Here is a 14,271-nt window from a genome sequence, read left to right on the forward strand (position 1 = left end):
CAATGCCCTTGCCAAGGGGGCGTCCACATATGAATCACATTCCCGACGCCAAGGGAATCCTGTTTATGGGTCCCGACCCTAATATCGTAGACCGCCATGTCTGATAGTGCCTGCACGTTCCTCGAAAGCCTGCAACGCTTCGATCTATCGATGCTGTTGCGGCATTGCCGAGCGTCCGTTGAAGAAGTCGAAGTCGCGTTTGATTGGGTCGGCGACATAACGGAAGAAGCCGTCGTTGTTCGCGCGCCGATCCCTATTGCCGAAGCCTTAACATCCTTGCCGCCGCAGGATCGTAAGCGGATTGCCGAAGCCGTCGCGAGCGGGCAGCAAACTGCCAAGCAGCATGAAGATATTTGCGTCGTAACGGCGGATGGCTCGCAGGCGAATGGCGCAGTCGCCTTGCTATCCGAACTTCTCATCCACCGGGCGATGATGGTTTCCGTCTCTACGGGCGGGCCGCGATTCAGGACGTAGACGACTACTACCGAGCGCGGGAAGCGCGCATTCGCCGCAGCCTGCCCGAAGCCGTCACATACGAGAACCCGCACTCCGATCTGTGGGCATGGTATCACCGCGCATAACGAGCCACGCGAACACCATGGGAGAACCCGCACTCCGATCTGTGGGCATGGTATCACCATTGGAGCGCGAACCTTCCGCAATACAAGGATCGCCGCTTCTACGTTCGCCAGCTATTCGGCCCGGCGATCGACGCTATCGCGGCTCGCTCATCGCTCCCATCCGAACCGCGAGAGGCGACAGGGTGGGAGCGTGTCGATCGCACATTGTCGAAGGCTCGCACGCAGTTGGACACGGCTTCGGCCGAAGAAGACTGCCAAGCGATCGGACTGCTTTGCCGCGAAGTCATCATATCGCTGGCGCAGGCCGTCTATGATCCCAGCATTCACGAATCGTTGGACGGCGTGAAGCCGAGCGCCACCGACGCTAACCGGATGCTTGAAGGCTACATCGGACACGCATTCCCCGGCGAAAGCTTCAAGGAAGTGCGAGCCCACGCGCGTGCGTCGCTAGCACTGGCGCTAAATCTTCAGCATCGGCGAACGGCGACACCCCCATTAGCGGCACTTTGCGTCGAGGCCACAGCCTCAACAACAGCCGTTATCGCGATCATTGCCCGCGCGGAATGAGACGCCCGTAGACGCCCGCTCCATGTGGTAGCTGATGTGGTAGAACGGCCGAAACCCCAGCTAAGTTATTGATTTGGCTAGGGTGTTGGCGGAGACAGAGCCCGCCATATCAAGATACTCATGGCGTTGTTTTTTCGTGTTATTTCCATGGGGAAGTGCCCTCGATACCATGGATTATACCATGCATCTAAAATCTACCCCTGCTGGCCGGATGACCCAGCCGTTCCCGCACATCGGCGTCGCCAGCGCGTCATGACGCCGCCGCGATGAGGTCGATTGGCCGTCACTTTTATGTTGACAGTCGCCCGCCCGTCACCTAAAAGTGACGCATGGAAACGAACGCGGCCGAACATCTCACCGATCCCGAGGATCAGGCCGAACTGCTGGCGGATGCCTTCGCTACCGGCGACCCCCGCTATGTCGCCCATGCGCTCGGCATCGTTGCCCGCGCCCACGGGATGACCAAGCTTGAACAGGCGACGGGCATGAAGCGCCAGGCCCTCTACCGGGCGCTCAGCATGGACGGAAACCCGAAGCTCGATACCCTGATGAAGGTGATGAAGGCCCTCCATCTGAGCCTGCGGGCGGAGCCGCGCGAGGCCGCGTGATCCATTCGCCCCGGCATCGCGAGCATCTCTCGCCGTCACTTTTATGTTGACAGTCGCCCGCCCGTCACCTAAAAGTGACGCATGGAAACGAGCCAGGGACAGACGATGACCACCATCCGCGATCAGGCTGAAGCGCTGGCGAGCGAGTTTCGCGCCCTTGGCCGCGATGTTGAGATCGCCCACTCGACCAATCGGGACGGCGGACATTCTAGCTACCTCACAGTCAGCGGCCTCGCGAAGCGGCTGCGCATTTCGGATCATCACAGCGGATGGACCGATGCAGTCGACGCGTTCGGCTCCGCTGCCGATATCATCGCGGCTGCGGAAAAGGCCGGCCAGATCCGACGCGATGAAGAACGTGCGGATCGGGCCGCCTTGACGGAACGCGACGCCCCGTTCCGCGCGCGCTATTTCGCCGCCAAGGATCACGAACGCCATGCGATCGTCTGCGAGGCCTACCCGGCAGCCGTGACGAATAAGACGTTCCGTCGGGATATCATCGCTCGCTGGACGCTGGAAGGGTGAGGGGCCGCCCGATGGGCGGCCCCCAAGCGCCTTAGCGCAAGACCTAACTTGTCGGAGACATGCTCCTTTTCAGCCTGCCCCGGAGGGCCTGCGAACCACCCCGATTAAAGGCGGACAGTGCCGCCCCGGCTGCACGGTTCAGAGATCGCGGACCAAGGCGGCGCGACGACAATATCAGAAGTTTGGTTGTCGTCCAGCTTTGTCGGAGCGTATTTTCGGCAGCATCGATTTACGCGACCACCACAGCCGTGGGCGCTGATGTGGCCGCCACCGTGCCGGCCGGCCCTTGCCGCGTCACCCGGGCGGTGATCGCCTTGCCGACGTCGGCTGCGACCGGAGTGTATTTCCAGAGTTCCGGCAGGGTCGCGACAGGCCCGGCCGCGCCATCCCGCAGCCATTCGACCTGGGTGACCAGCCCTGCATCAAGGGCCGCGCCCAGGTTTAGGGTGAGCACCTGACCCACCTGGGCTGTGCCGGTGATGCTCGGCGGCGTCGGGAACGATGGCGCGGCGACATCGGCGGTGCCGAGCACCTGATGCAGAAACCGCTTGTAATAGGGCGCATCCGCTTCGCCTCGCGCGCGCTGTCCGCCGGGATTCGTCACCGATAGATGTCGCTCGTCGGAAAAATAGACGGTGCTGCCCTGGGTGCCGTCCAGCCCGAACCGGATATCGAGATTCTCCGGGGAGCGCAGGTCGACCATGCCGGTCCCGTCGACCGCCGCGATCCAGGCATTGCGCGCGGCCTCGGTGTTGCCGGTGAGCGAATCCGAATAATCGGCAGGGGTGGCGACGTAGATGCCCGTCACGCCGGCCGAATGGATGCCGCTGATGATGGTGACGGCCGTCGCCCCGCTCGTCGCGTTGCCATATAGCTGATAGGTCACCAGCAGCGGGACGCCCAGCTCGCGTTCGAGGCCCACGACGTCCGCCGGGATCAGCGTGGTGCAGTCCGCCGCCGACAGGCCGCTCTGCGCCTGCCACATGCGATTTTCGTCCGAGACGGCCACCGCGTCCATGACGACGTGCCAGAAATTGCCGAGCGCGCCGTTGGCGCCGTTGCTGTCCCCATACATCAGATGGACGGGCGCCTCGGCCCAGGGGAGGGCCGCGCCCTTCTGCGCCCGCAGATATTTCTGGATGGCCACCCACTCGGCAGACGTGATCCGGCGAGGGATGACCCACAGGCGCCCGAGGCGACCGATGAAGCCCGAAGAACTGCTTTCGGCCGTCACGCCGCGCCCATAGAGATAATTGTTGCTCGCATGGACCGGCAGCCCAGCCGCCGGGGCGGGCGAGAACACATTGTCCCGCGCCTGCGTTCCCCAGGCGCCGCCCGAGGCGAGGCGCTGCGCCCCAAGCATGGCGAGCTGATAGCCGGCCTTCGGGCGGCGCGGATAGCTCGCCCCCTGGTCGCCAAGGCCGAAGGTCCCGACGCCGGTGCGCATCGCGCGGCCGCTATTATTCGCGTCGTCGCTGAAGGCTGTGCGGAAATTGCCGGTCGCCGTGGCGCCGACATCCGCCTCATAGATGATCGTATAGCCCCGGCCCGCGTTGGCCGATCCCGTGCCATATTCGCTGAGCGCGTTGATGAGTCCGGGCGCGCGCTGGAGGTTGATCCAGTTATTGCCGTTCATCTCGATGCCCGGGTGCCCGGTGCCAAACGTATCCTGCCGCAGGACGGGATAGGCGCTGGCGGATGTCTTGCCCGCCGGGCAGGCAGCGCCGCCCTTGCCATCGACGATCGCGCCGGTGATCTCCGCATCATAGGCGACCGTCCCGATCAGGGTGGCCGGGTCGAGGTGGAAGGTCGCCTCGGCAAGCACGGCGGCGGCGTCGATGCCGGCGGGAGGCGCCACCACCGCCGGCCGGTTCCGCAGCGCGCAGGCGGTGATCGCGAGGCTATTCGGGCTGATCAGCATGGTTATCCTTCCGTGGGGCGCCAGGCATAGCCGGAGCCGAAAATCGTCGAGATCGGGATGCCCCGCAGCTTCTGGCGGAGCCGGCAGACGTGGACCTGCGCGGTCGGGGCGCACCCATCGCTATCCAGCCGCGCCATGATGCTGTCGCGGCTGACAGGCTGGCCACCGGCGCGGACGATGATCTCCAGCACATCAAATTCGCGCGGGCAGATGCGGGCCGGTTGCCCCAGCCAGATCGCCTCGCGGCGGAGCGGATCGAGGATCAGGCCCGCGCTGGATATCGGCCCCTCTCCCCGGAAGCTGTGCCCGCAGTTCGGGCAACATGCCGGCGACGCCGGCGCGGCCATCATCGGCCATCCGCCTTCGCGGCGGCGCTCTGCGCCTCCACCCACCGGATCAGCGCGTCCAGCTGGAGAGCCTGCTCGGTCGCCGTCAGGGCATCTGCGGCAGGAAATCTATCTTGCGCGGCCGCTGCATCAGGTCTGCCGGCGGCACCGGGAAGGCCGGGCAGACCCGCTCCTGCGCCACCACTGGCAGCGGGGCGGCCGGCGGCGTCTGCGAGCAGGCGGTCATAGCGAGCGCGAGCGTCGGCGAGGCGAGCCTGATAATCATTCGATATCTCCTGGTTGATGACGGCGGCGCGCTGTTCGGCGGCGCGGGCGCGCGCGAGATCGGCGGCGTGGGCGGCGGCCGTCTTGGTCCGCACCGCGTCGGCCGTGGCGAGGGCGGCCGCCTTGACGCGCTCGATCGAGGCGATGGCAGGCCCCTCCGCCAGCCGGCGGCCGTCCGATCGGCCATAGGCATAGGCGCCGATCAGCAGCAGGGCGGCTCCGATCGGGAGAGCGGCGCGCAGGGTGCTGGGAAGCGTGATCATGACCGGGCTCCATGGAAGCGGCCGAAGGCGCAATGCGCCAGCTCGTGGCCGATGAACTCGGGGAGGTAGAGGCGGGTCGGATCGACGATGTGGATCGTGCAGTTGCCGTGCGCGTCGATCAGGCTCCACGCGGCAATGCCTTCGTCCCTCTGGACGATCGCGCCCGCGCGGCGGCCCTCACGGTCCAGGTCCTCGATCGACGGATGCAGCACCAGCGTCACCCGCAGCTGGCTGTTCGACCATTCGGCCCGCTCGAAGCGATAGCCGTCCTTGGCGGTCGGTGGCTGGCAGCCGACGAGCGCCGCCAGCGCGAACAGGCCGGCCGCCAGGCGATGGCGCCTCATGCCAGCACCCCCAGCGCCCGGACACGCAGGCGGGCGACCTCCTCCAGGCCGATATAGCCGCCATTGGTGATCTTCCGGGCCTGCCGATAATCGTGACGGTCGATCGCGTCGTTGACCTTGCCCAGCCGCCAGAAATGGAGCGCGATCAGCACCGACGTTGCCGGGTTGGCCGCGAGATCCGGCGCATCCTCCAGCGGCAGGCCGAGTGCCTGGCCGAACCGGCGATAATTGCCCCGGAAGGTCAGCTGCAGCCCGCCGCGCCCGCGATAGCGCCAGCCGTCGCCCGGCTGTGTGTTGCCCTCGGCTGCCCGGTCATAGACCCGGTTGGCGAGCTTCTCCGGGTTGCGTGCATAGGGCTCAGCGCTGGCGATCGTCGGAAACCGGCTCGGCCAGGTCCGCTGGATCGCCTCCGCCGAATAGTTGAGGTTCTCGACGAACCGCCGGAACCCGCCCGTCTCGTTGCAGATCTGCGCGACGAATTCGGCCAGCCGCTCGGGCGTCGTCATGCCATAGCCCGACGCCTGCTTGGCGAGCACCGCGCCCATGGCGCGGATCGCGTCATCCGCGGGCCGACTGGCGACGAAGGCCAGCAGCGCCGTCATGGTGATGGGGCCGGGCACGCCGTCGGCGGCCACGCCCAGCCGCTGCTGGGTGCGTTTCCAGTCGATCATTGCGATTTCCTTGGGTTAGGACGCGGCCTTGTCGATCCGCGCCAGGGTCTCGATCATGTCCGGCGGCGTCGCCGGATCGACCGGGAAGGATGAGCGGATCAGATCGTCCGCGCGGCAGCCGCAGCGCTGGCCTGCCAGCAGCAGGGCGCAGGCGGCGGCGAGGTCATGGGCGGCCGTGCGCACGGCGCGGATCGCCGCCAGCCGCGCCGGGGGCGTCACGGCGCCCTCCGATCCATATTGTTGATGGTGACGGTCAGGGCGGTCAGGGCGGAAGCTAGCGCCTTATCGGATTCGATCCGCTCGCGCTCGATCTGGTCGCGCTTCTCCGCGCCCGTCCGCTCCCGCCAGACGAGATACCAGATCATGAGCCCGAGCGGCCCGAATTGGCCGAATGCGGTGATCAATTCGGGTGGCACCTATTCCGGTCCTTTCGCTCAGATCGTGAGGATTTCGGCCGCGCGGCCCGCGCCGATCAGCCCAATGGCTTCGAGGTAGTTGGTCCCGGCGACGACATCCGGGTCGGTCAGGTCGATCTCGGTCGCGATCATCGCCAGCGCGTGCCAGTCGATCACCGCAGGATCCGCTGATCCGCGGATCGCTATCCGCTCGGCCTGGGTGAACCGCCGCTGGTAGGCGAGCGGGGATAGGATGCGGCCCGTCAGCGGCACGATGTCGCGGAAGGCCAGCGCCACGGGGTCCCAGAACATCAGCGCCGGAAACTCAGGCGGCGCGGGCCACGATTCGCGCCCCTCGTCCACCTCGGGCGCGTCGGCATGCGGGCCGGAGACGAGCGCCTTCGTCTCCGCATCGATTACGATCCAGGGCATCGAGGCCTCACTTGGGCTGCATGTAGGAACGGGACGATATGGTGATATTGCCGGCACCCACCTTCGATCCGATGAAGCGCACCGTCACGGTCGCGCCACCGGACGGTGCCGTATAGGTCCCGTTGAGATGGACCGAGGCCGGCTCACCCACGGCGAAGGGCGCCGAACCGGATGAGGTGCCGCCCATCGCGTTCCAGCTGCTGCCTCCGTCCAGGCTATATTGCAGCGATCCGGACATTGTGCCGCCGCCGGTCGGGTTGATCCCGTCGAGCACGGCCCAGACGGTCAGCGTCTGCCCGCCGTCGAGCGGGATAGGGTTCGGATAGGCCGTCGTCGTCAGCCCGACCGGCACCGCCGGATAGGCGGCCGATGGGTTCGTGCCGTCGCGCACCTTCGACACGTTCATCCTCAGGGTCAGAGTCTTGGCGCCGTAGGTCACGGTCACCATGATATAGCCGGCGATGTTGGGGCTCGGCAGCGACGTGGCCGTCACCAGCCCCTTCGTGCCGGCGGCATTGCTGACGCTGCCGGTCGCGCCCCCGCCGGTAGAGCTGCTGAAGGTGCAGCTTTCGGTGACGTTTGCGTTCCCGTCCAGCACCGTGATCTGGGCCGTGGCCGGGAACTGGCCGCTATAGACGCCGCCGTCGCGATCGGCCTGGACGATGATCGAGGGCGGGCTCGCGGATATCGTCACGCCGTCCGTGCCCGGCGCCCCTGGGCTCCCATCCTCCCCGTCGACCGGGCCGGCCGTGAAGGGCGGAAACAGCGTCTGAGAGGCGGTCGCCGACGATATCATCGGCTGCGCGATCGCGTTGATCCCGGTCCCTGCGGCGTTGGTGTAGCTGCTGACGTGAATGAAGGCTCGCACCGCCCCGGCCGGCACAACGGCAAAGCCCTGCATCAACGTATTATAGCCGCGCTGGCCCGTCAGAGTTTGCAGGGTCTCTTGGCCAAAATTCGCATCGGCCGCGTCGCGATACCAGATCTGCAGCTCCGTTCGGTCGATGGGGCCGTTCGCGCGGATATTGCACTGGACGGCCAGGCGCTCGCCTGGCTTAACCGCCACCGCATAGGCCGGATGCTCATACATATTGAGCCGTTGGCCGGCCGCCGTGGCGGTGTAACTCGCCCGGTATTGCTTGATCCCCCCCTCGATCGTGAAGGGACTGACGGTCGCCGTAAGGCCCGCAACACTGATCCCGAAGCCAGCCTCGTCCCGCTCGAACTGGCTGTTCCGAACCCGGTTAACATTGTTGATGGCGTCCGCACCATCGCTCCCGTCCTTCGCCATGGTCCGCACTGCGGCCCATTCGGTGGAAAGGATATTGTCGGTAGCAGCAGCAGATGCGGCCGTGGCGGTGGTGACGTGCAGGAAGCTACCGCCGCTATCCGCCGGCACCGTTTGCGACCATCCGTTCAGCGCGCCGCTCAGCACGGCTGTGGCGAATGTATAGGTCAGGTTCGTCGTCGGCAGCGGAGGGGCGGTGCCCGTATTGTTGCGCTGGTAGAGATAGACGGTCGCCGAATTGATGCCCGCCGCCCCGCTCGTGCCGTCCTGCGCGAGTATTTCCGGCGTTGTCCATTCGCCGGGCGCGATCGTGTCCGTCGCGGTCGAATTCACCGCGCTGGCGACGGCCACGTAAAGCGGCTGCCCGCCCGATGGCGCCGGGATCGTCGTCGACCAGCCATTGTTGAGGCCGGTCAGCGTCGCCGTCGCGAAGGTGTAGGTCGCATCTGCCGTGGGCAGCGCCGGCGCGGTCGCCGATCGGCGGTAGATGTAAACGATCGCCGTGTTCGACGCGCCGGGACGCGCGCCCGTCGTCGATGGACCAAGGATCAGGCGGGCGCCCCATTCGTCCCGCAGCCGATAGCGGATCGAGACCTGATATTGCGTCGCCGCCGTCACCGACGTGATCGTTATGCGCTGGGTGGCCGGATCGACCGTGCCCGCGGCGATCCAGTCGTCGCCGTCGCCCTGTGATCCCGTATATCGGCGATACTCGAACAGGATCGAATCGATTCCCTCGGTCGCGCTGGCGCCGGTCACCACCAGAGCGGGCGCCGCGTCGCCGGTCGCCGTGATCGTCGTCGCGGAGATCGCCCATTCGGCGGTGGTCGGGGTCGGCACCAGAGCCGGGCCGGAGACGGCGGCGGTGGGGGGCGGCGTGCCGGTTTGACCGAGGGCAAAGGGGTGCTTGCCGGCGGTCTCCGACCGGGCGGTCAGCGTCACCGATCCGTTCTGGAGGCTTAGATTGCGGTCGAGCAGGAGCACGTCCTGGTTGACGAGGCCGGCCTCGGGCACGTTCAGCCGCACCACGTCGCCTGGCTTGTAGCCCCAGAACCGCAGTTTCAGCGGCAGTTCGATCGGGCCGAACTCGCGACTGTTCTCGATGTCGTAGCGCGCGAGCTGCGCCGCCTGGTTGACGTTCTGGACCAGCGAATATTCGACCTCGCGGGTCCTCTCGTCGCCGTCGAAGGTCACATGCGCCGGCACGCGGATCGCGGCGCCCGGCACGATATCCCAGCCATGCGCCTCTGAGCGGTATCGCGGCACGATGCCGTTGATCCGATCCCGCCGGCTTTGGGTGGCGGTCACGCTCACATCGTCAACCAGATCGGCGGAAGTGACGGTGGTGAGGGCGACGCGCGGCGTGTTGATTACGCAGCTCACCTTCGCCCCCAGCGAGATCGGCCAGCCGCCGCCCGCCTGGCACATCGCCTTCAGCGCGTTCCAGCGCGTGTCGGGCCGCGATGTGACCGACCCGCCCAGCTTCCATCCGTTCGCATCGGCGATGGACGCCGCCTCGACGAAGGCCGCCATGTCGATCATGTCGATCGGCGCCCCGATGCCGATCACCCGCTTGCCGTTCTGCCACCGTCCCAGCAGCCACGTCAGCGCATGGAGCCACGGATTTTCCGAATATACGTAGGTTGCTTCCTGGAGCGGGCGACAAGGGCCGGAACCGCCCGGATAGGTGCTGTCGAGGCGAGGATCGTAGACCTTGACGCCGCGCACCACCCACCGCGCCTTGGGCTCGCTGGTAAGCTGCTTGTCACCCTTTCCGTCAAATTTCAGGGTGAGGACGGATGCCGCGTAGCCGGAAAGGCGGTGGGCGCTCGTCCAGCCGGCCATCGCGCCCTCGGGCGAGGTGAGGGCTGTCGATGGCGTCGCGCCCAGCTGCGCGCGGTGCCACATCAGGCCGGATAGCCTGCCGGTCAGTCCGCCGGAGCCATTGACCGATTGCAGCACGTCGTCGAGGTAAAGACCCTCGATCGCATCGATCGGCCCGCCGCCGGACAGCACGGTGACGATCGACTTGATCTTGTTATCGCCGCCATAGGCGCGGTGATAGATGATGTTCCCGGACGTCCCCGTCCGCCCCATCACGTAAGGGATGCCGGCATTGGGATCGGACTGCCACGAGGTCTGGGCTCCGCCCACGCCGCTTGGCGCTTTCCCAAGCAGGCTGGCGGCGACACCCAGCCCCGCGCCGATCGCCGCCAGCGTGGACAGGGACACCAGCGATGCGGCCTCGATGCCGGTTGAAAGCGCGAGGCCGCTCGTCAGCGCGATGCCGGCGCCGGCCGTCACGATCGCGATCGATGCGACGCCGACGACGGTTGCGGCGATCTTCAGAAACTTCGCCATCAGCGCGGCTCCGCGCGCCAGGCGGCGGCAAGATCGATGGCCTGCATCACCACCGCGCCCTCCGCTTCTTCCGAATAGCCGAGCAGGCGGCCGTTGCCGAGGCACACCCCCAGCGCCCCGAACACATCATCCCCCGTGCCCTTCACGATATCGCCAACGATGGCGGCCGCCGGCGGGATCGGGGCCAGCCCCATCCATTCCAGCCATTGATCGAGCGACGCGAAGCCCGCGCGGGCCAGCGCCCGATGCGCCCCCAGGGCGGACTTATATGGCCCGCCGCGCGAAAGACCGGGCTTGTAGCCCAGCCTGCGCAGGTGCCATGCGATGAGTCGCGCGCAATCGCTGCTGCCCCAGGCGAAAGGCCGTCCGCTGAAATGATCCAGCGTGGCCTGCGCCGCATCGCGGCGGCGGATCATCACCGCGCTCATCGGCCGAAAAACGCTGCGATCGAAGGCGGCAAAGAGATGTTGGTCACCGGAGCCTGCCGGCCCCAATAGACCTGATCGACCACCCCGGTAACGAAGGCGAATCCAAGCTCGCCCGGCCAGATGGACTGGTGGAACGTGTCCGCCAGCCGGCGGCCCTCCTCCTCGTCGAACATCCATTCGAAGACGGACGCCACCTCATATTCCAGCTGCCGCGATCCGGAGCCGGAGACGAGTCGCGGCACGTCGAGCGATCCCAGAAAGATCAGGGCCGGATCCGGGATCGGCTCCCCGGTCAGCGGATTGACTACGCCCAGCCAGATCGAAACCTTGCTGCCCTGCATGTTCGGCGCGGCAAGCGTGGCGGCGGCGGCATCGCTGGCGGGAAACAGCGTGATCGAAATGCGGGGGGCCTCGTCGCCGCCGCCGTCGCGAATATCGTTGACGGCCGCCCAGGTGCCGAAGGTCGGATCGCGTCCGACGAAGCTCGACCATGGCGAGCCTTTCAGCGCCGCCGGCCCGCTCAGCAGGCGCAGCGTATAGCCGGGTAGTTCGATCTGGAGCGCGCTGAAGATCGTGGCGACCGGCGCCGCCAGCGCCGCGTCGACTGCTGGGGTGAACTGGCTCATTCTGCCTCGGTGATGCTGAAATCGGGGATCCGAATGAAGGGTTCGCGCAGCAGCTCCCAATCGACCTGGCCGCCGTCGAGAAAGCCTTCGATCATCGGCGCCGCGAATTCGCAGACCGCGCCGTTAACGGGTGAGACGCGGAGCATCGGCAGGATCGGCAGTGCCATCCGGCCGTCTTCGCCCGCCGCCAGATCGGCGCGCGACGCATAGAGATAGCGCCGCCCCCCGTGGATGATCGAAAAGAACTGGCCTTCGCGGACCACATAGCCGGGCGTGAAGCCGCGCAGGTTCAGCACCATGCCGGCCTGACCTGCGCCGTCGACCACCGGCGCGCCCGGATCGCCGATGATCAGGCCATCCTGCGGGAAGCGGAGGATGGCGCCTTCCCGCTGCGCATGTCGCAGCCGGGCTGCATAGACCCGCCCCCTGGGTTCGGAGCGCATCGGGGGCAGGCGGACAAGGATCTTGTGCCGGTCGCCGATCCGATTGAGTTTCTGCGCGGCGCCGCCGAGCGGCGGGGTAAGTACGCCGCCGAAATCCAGCAGCGAGGGCACCGCGCCCCGAATGCCGGGCGCGGTGGGAAGCATGATCGACATTCAGGTCCCCCGTTAGCGCAGTGCCTGGCGGCTCCGCCGGCCGATCTGCTGCTGGGCAAGTGCCGCGCCGCCGGCTGCCGCGCGAACGCCGATAGATCGCATCTCGCTCATCAGGTCTGCCGCCAGCACGGCTCCCTGGGCATTGACGCTGAAACTCTGCCGGACCTGCACGGTGCTCCCCCAGTCGCCCAGCATGTGATTGGGCACGACCACGCCCGGCACCCTGGGGACGAACAGCTCCGGCCCGCGCTCGCCCACCAGGCTGGCCTTGCCCACTGGCGGCGAACCGCCGTCGGCGAAGCCGAGGCCGCTGAAGATCGTGCCGGCCTTGCCGATGAAACCCCGCCAGGTGCCGCCGCCGGCGCTGCCGGGCGACAGCAGCTCCAGCAGGCCCGATTCCAGGAGGGCGGCGGCGGCACGCTTGAATGTATTCTCCAGCACGTCGCCCAGATTGTCGCCATAGACCACCGCGTCCGCGAGGCTGCGGGTGAGGTCGCGGCCGAAGTCGGCCTCGAACTCCAGCAACCGCTGCTGGTCCTCGGCGGATACCAGCTTTCCGATCGCCCCCTCATAATCGGCGATGCGGCTCGCATGGTCACCGATGCTGCCCAACGTCCGGTCGATATCGAACAGGCCGTCCAGACCTTCGAGGAAATTGCCCTCAGGCCACCACAAAGCATCCGGCCTGCCTTCCTTTGCGATCTCGCGCAGGATGAGATCGCGGGGCGACAGATCGGCATCGGTTGGGCGGCGCGTTGCGCCTGAACGTCGCAATGATCGTCCGGCGGCGGCAGCCGGGGCGCTGGGCCGAGCGATCGCCGCCGCGCGCGGGACTCCTTCCGCCCAGATGTCATCCAGCACGGATTGTCGACGACTGTCGTCGATATAGGTATTTTTCCCTTCGTAGAAGGTGTCCTTGATATAGGGATTGTTGAGGATCAGCCGGCCAACGGCGCCCGGGAGGTTAAAATATCCAGCGACCTCGTTCGCGAACTTTGCGCGATCAAGATAGCCTTCAATTATCCGTATAAGTGGCGCATATTCCCGCTTGATCATCTGCATGGCGGCGACGCCAGCATCGGCGAAGCCGTCCCAGACATTCTCTAGCCCGGCAATCGTGCCTCGGATATCACGGCCCAATTCCTCCGCGCTTGAGGAAAGTGATCTGAACCCATCCGAGCCGCCTGTGACAAAATTGGCGATGGCGGTAGAAAACTGGCCACCCCGGTCGAACGCGCCGAAGGTCGTGATCGCCGCGTTGTCCACCAGCGTCATAGCCTCACTGAACGTCTTCGGAAGCTGCTGGAATTCGGCGTCGATGCCGGCGGTGAACTTCCTGTCTGTCAGCGCCTTAAACAAGACATCGGCGGTCAGCTTGCCCTCGGCCGCCATTTGCCGCAGCGCGCCGGTCGAGACCCCAAGGCTATCCGCCAGCAGCTTCAGGATGCGCGGGGAGGCTTCCGCGATCGAATTGAACTCATCGCCCCGCAGCACCCCGCTTGCCAGCGCCTGCCCGAACTGCAGCGTCGCGCTCGCCGCTTCGGCCGCGCCCGCTCCGCCGATCTTCAGGGCCTTCGAGAACGTCTCGGTGGCCCGCGCCGCCTCGTCCTGCGTTTTCCCCATTGCGGCGGAGGCGCGAACGAAATTGCCGTAAAGCGTCGAGGTTTCGGTCAGGCCGTTCCGTGTCGCGTTCGCGATCCGGCCTACATCCTGTTGGGCCTGGCCGAAGCTGCCGAACGACGCCGTTGCAAGGCGGAGCTGTGCCTCCATCTGCTTGGACTGGTCGGCGATGTCGAGGAACTGCTTGCCGAGGCTGGAAAGCCCCTGGATCGTGGCAAAGCCCGCAAGCGCACCGACCACCCGGCCGATCGATGCGTCGATCCGGCCAAGACTGCGATCGATCGAGGCGCTGTTCCTGCCGACGTCATTGTCGAGGGAATCGAGCGCGCGGCGCGCCAGTTCCACATTGGCATCCACCTGCAACAGCAGCTGCCGCACGTCCGATCTTGCAGCCATCGCCCATCCTAAAAGAAAAGCCCGCCAAAAGGCGGGCT

The 14,271-nt window shown here is 66.5% G+C and carries 17 protein-coding genes; 4 read left to right on the top strand and 13 right to left on the bottom strand.

The window, feature by feature from the left end:
• Positions 1–96: 96 nt before the first annotated feature.
• From CV103_RS11865 to CV103_RS11875, 4 genes are all read left to right on the top strand, one after another.
• Positions 97–474 (top strand): hypothetical protein, encoded by a 378-nt coding sequence (locus tag CV103_RS11865; RefSeq protein ID WP_107395038.1) that lies wholly within the window; start codon positions 97–99, stop codon positions 472–474.
• 332 nt (positions 475–806) lie between these two features.
• Entirely contained in the window at positions 807–1,148 is a 342-nt protein-coding gene (locus CV103_RS22155; RefSeq protein ID WP_146163419.1) for a hypothetical protein, read from the top strand.
• Positions 1,149–1,477: 329 nt separating this feature from the next.
• Positions 1,478–1,756: an addiction module antidote protein gene (locus CV103_RS11870; RefSeq protein ID WP_107395039.1), complete on the top strand. Its 279-nt coding sequence runs from the start codon at positions 1,478–1,480 to the stop codon at positions 1,754–1,756.
• Between the two features lie 105 nt (positions 1,757–1,861).
• Entirely contained in the window at positions 1,862–2,281 is a 420-nt protein-coding gene (locus tag CV103_RS11875) for a hypothetical protein (RefSeq protein ID WP_146163420.1), read from the top strand.
• Between the two features lie 229 nt (positions 2,282–2,510).
• Here the strand turns inward: CV103_RS11875 and CV103_RS22870 are convergent, their stop codons facing one another.
• Genes CV103_RS22870 through CV103_RS11940 form a run of 13 tightly spaced genes read right to left on the bottom strand, consistent with a single transcriptional unit; the run spans position 2,511 to position 14,215 of the window.
• Positions 2,511–4,202: a hypothetical protein gene (locus CV103_RS22870; RefSeq protein WP_245896797.1), complete on the bottom strand. Its 1,692-nt coding sequence runs from the start codon at positions 4,200–4,202 to the stop codon at positions 2,511–2,513.
• Between the two features lie 2 nt (positions 4,203–4,204).
• Entirely contained in the window at positions 4,205–4,552 is a 348-nt protein-coding gene (locus CV103_RS11885; RefSeq protein ID WP_107395041.1) for a winged helix-turn-helix domain-containing protein, read from the bottom strand.
• Positions 4,549–5,076: a hypothetical protein gene (locus CV103_RS11890; RefSeq protein WP_107395042.1), complete on the bottom strand. Its 528-nt coding sequence runs from the start codon at positions 5,074–5,076 to the stop codon at positions 4,549–4,551. Before CV103_RS11890 ends, CV103_RS11885 begins: the two co-directional genes overlap by 4 nt.
• A complete protein-coding gene (locus tag CV103_RS11895; protein ID WP_107395043.1) occupies positions 5,073–5,420 on the bottom strand; it encodes a hypothetical protein in 348 nt (115 codons plus the stop codon). Before CV103_RS11895 ends, CV103_RS11890 begins: the two co-directional genes overlap by 4 nt.
• Positions 5,417–6,091, bottom strand: coding sequence for a glycoside hydrolase family 19 protein (locus CV103_RS11900; protein ID WP_107395044.1), 675 nt, complete (start codon positions 6,089–6,091; stop codon positions 5,417–5,419). The genes CV103_RS11895 and CV103_RS11900 overlap by 4 nt, the downstream gene beginning before the upstream one ends.
• 15 nt (positions 6,092–6,106) lie before the next feature.
• Complete coding sequence (locus CV103_RS11905) at positions 6,107–6,310, bottom strand: hypothetical protein (protein ID WP_015457793.1); 204 nt, start codon at positions 6,308–6,310, stop codon at positions 6,107–6,109.
• Complete coding sequence (locus tag CV103_RS11910) at positions 6,307–6,507, bottom strand: hypothetical protein (RefSeq protein ID WP_015457792.1); 201 nt, start codon at positions 6,505–6,507, stop codon at positions 6,307–6,309. The genes CV103_RS11905 and CV103_RS11910 overlap by 4 nt, the downstream gene beginning before the upstream one ends.
• 18 nt (positions 6,508–6,525) lie before the next feature.
• On the bottom strand, positions 6,526–6,918 hold the full coding sequence (locus CV103_RS11915; protein ID WP_107395045.1) for a hypothetical protein: 393 nt from the start codon (positions 6,916–6,918) through the stop codon (positions 6,526–6,528).
• 7 nt (positions 6,919–6,925) lie between these two features.
• Positions 6,926–10,567: a phage tail protein gene (locus tag CV103_RS11920; protein WP_107395046.1), complete on the bottom strand. Its 3,642-nt coding sequence runs from the start codon at positions 10,565–10,567 to the stop codon at positions 6,926–6,928.
• Entirely contained in the window at positions 10,567–10,983 is a 417-nt protein-coding gene (locus CV103_RS11925) for a DUF6950 family protein (RefSeq protein ID WP_245896799.1), read from the bottom strand. The genes CV103_RS11920 and CV103_RS11925 overlap by 1 nt, the downstream gene beginning before the upstream one ends.
• 8 nt (positions 10,984–10,991) lie before the next feature.
• Positions 10,992–11,621 (bottom strand): hypothetical protein, encoded by a 630-nt coding sequence (locus CV103_RS11930; protein WP_107395048.1) that lies wholly within the window; start codon positions 11,619–11,621, stop codon positions 10,992–10,994.
• Positions 11,618–12,217 (bottom strand): hypothetical protein, encoded by a 600-nt coding sequence (locus tag CV103_RS11935; RefSeq protein ID WP_107395049.1) that lies wholly within the window; start codon positions 12,215–12,217, stop codon positions 11,618–11,620. Before CV103_RS11935 ends, CV103_RS11930 begins: the two co-directional genes overlap by 4 nt.
• A 12-nt stretch (positions 12,218–12,229) precedes the next feature.
• Positions 12,230–14,215, bottom strand: a complete 1,986-nt coding sequence (locus tag CV103_RS11940; protein ID WP_170112619.1) for a tape measure protein — start codon at positions 14,213–14,215, stop codon at positions 12,230–12,232.
• Positions 14,216–14,271 lie beyond the last annotated feature (56 nt).

The organism is Edaphosphingomonas fennica (assembly GCF_003034225.1).
GTDB lineage: Bacteria > Pseudomonadota > Alphaproteobacteria > Sphingomonadales > Sphingomonadaceae > Sphingomonas_E > Sphingomonas_E fennica.

Coding starts and splice junctions, on each gene's coding strand:
- CV103_RS11875 (WP_146163420.1), top strand. CDS start 1,862: ATGACCACCATCCGCGATCAGGCTGAAGCGCTGGCGAGCGAGTTTCGC.
- CV103_RS11865 (WP_107395038.1), top strand. CDS start 97: ATGTCTGATAGTGCCTGCACGTTCCTCGAAAGCCTGCAACGCTTCGAT.
- CV103_RS11890 (WP_107395042.1), bottom strand. CDS start 5,076: ATGATCACGCTTCCCAGCACCCTGCGCGCCGCTCTCCCGATCGGAGCC.
- CV103_RS11900 (WP_107395044.1), bottom strand. CDS start 6,091: ATGATCGACTGGAAACGCACCCAGCAGCGGCTGGGCGTGGCCGCCGAC.
- CV103_RS11920 (WP_107395046.1), bottom strand. CDS start 10,567: ATGGCGAAGTTTCTGAAGATCGCCGCAACCGTCGTCGGCGTCGCATCG.
- CV103_RS11925 (WP_245896799.1), bottom strand. CDS start 10,983: ATGATCCGCCGCCGCGATGCGGCGCAGGCCACGCTGGATCATTTCAGC.
- CV103_RS11915 (WP_107395045.1), bottom strand. CDS start 6,918: ATGCCCTGGATCGTAATCGATGCGGAGACGAAGGCGCTCGTCTCCGGC.
- CV103_RS11885 (WP_107395041.1), bottom strand. CDS start 4,552: ATGATGGCCGCGCCGGCGTCGCCGGCATGTTGCCCGAACTGCGGGCAC.
- CV103_RS11895 (WP_107395043.1), bottom strand. CDS start 5,420: ATGAGGCGCCATCGCCTGGCGGCCGGCCTGTTCGCGCTGGCGGCGCTC.
- CV103_RS11870 (WP_107395039.1), top strand. CDS start 1,478: ATGGAAACGAACGCGGCCGAACATCTCACCGATCCCGAGGATCAGGCC.
- CV103_RS22870 (WP_245896797.1), bottom strand. CDS start 4,202: ATGCTGATCAGCCCGAATAGCCTCGCGATCACCGCCTGCGCGCTGCGG.
- CV103_RS11935 (WP_107395049.1), bottom strand. CDS start 12,217: ATGTCGATCATGCTTCCCACCGCGCCCGGCATTCGGGGCGCGGTGCCC.
- CV103_RS11930 (WP_107395048.1), bottom strand. CDS start 11,621: ATGAGCCAGTTCACCCCAGCAGTCGACGCGGCGCTGGCGGCGCCGGTC.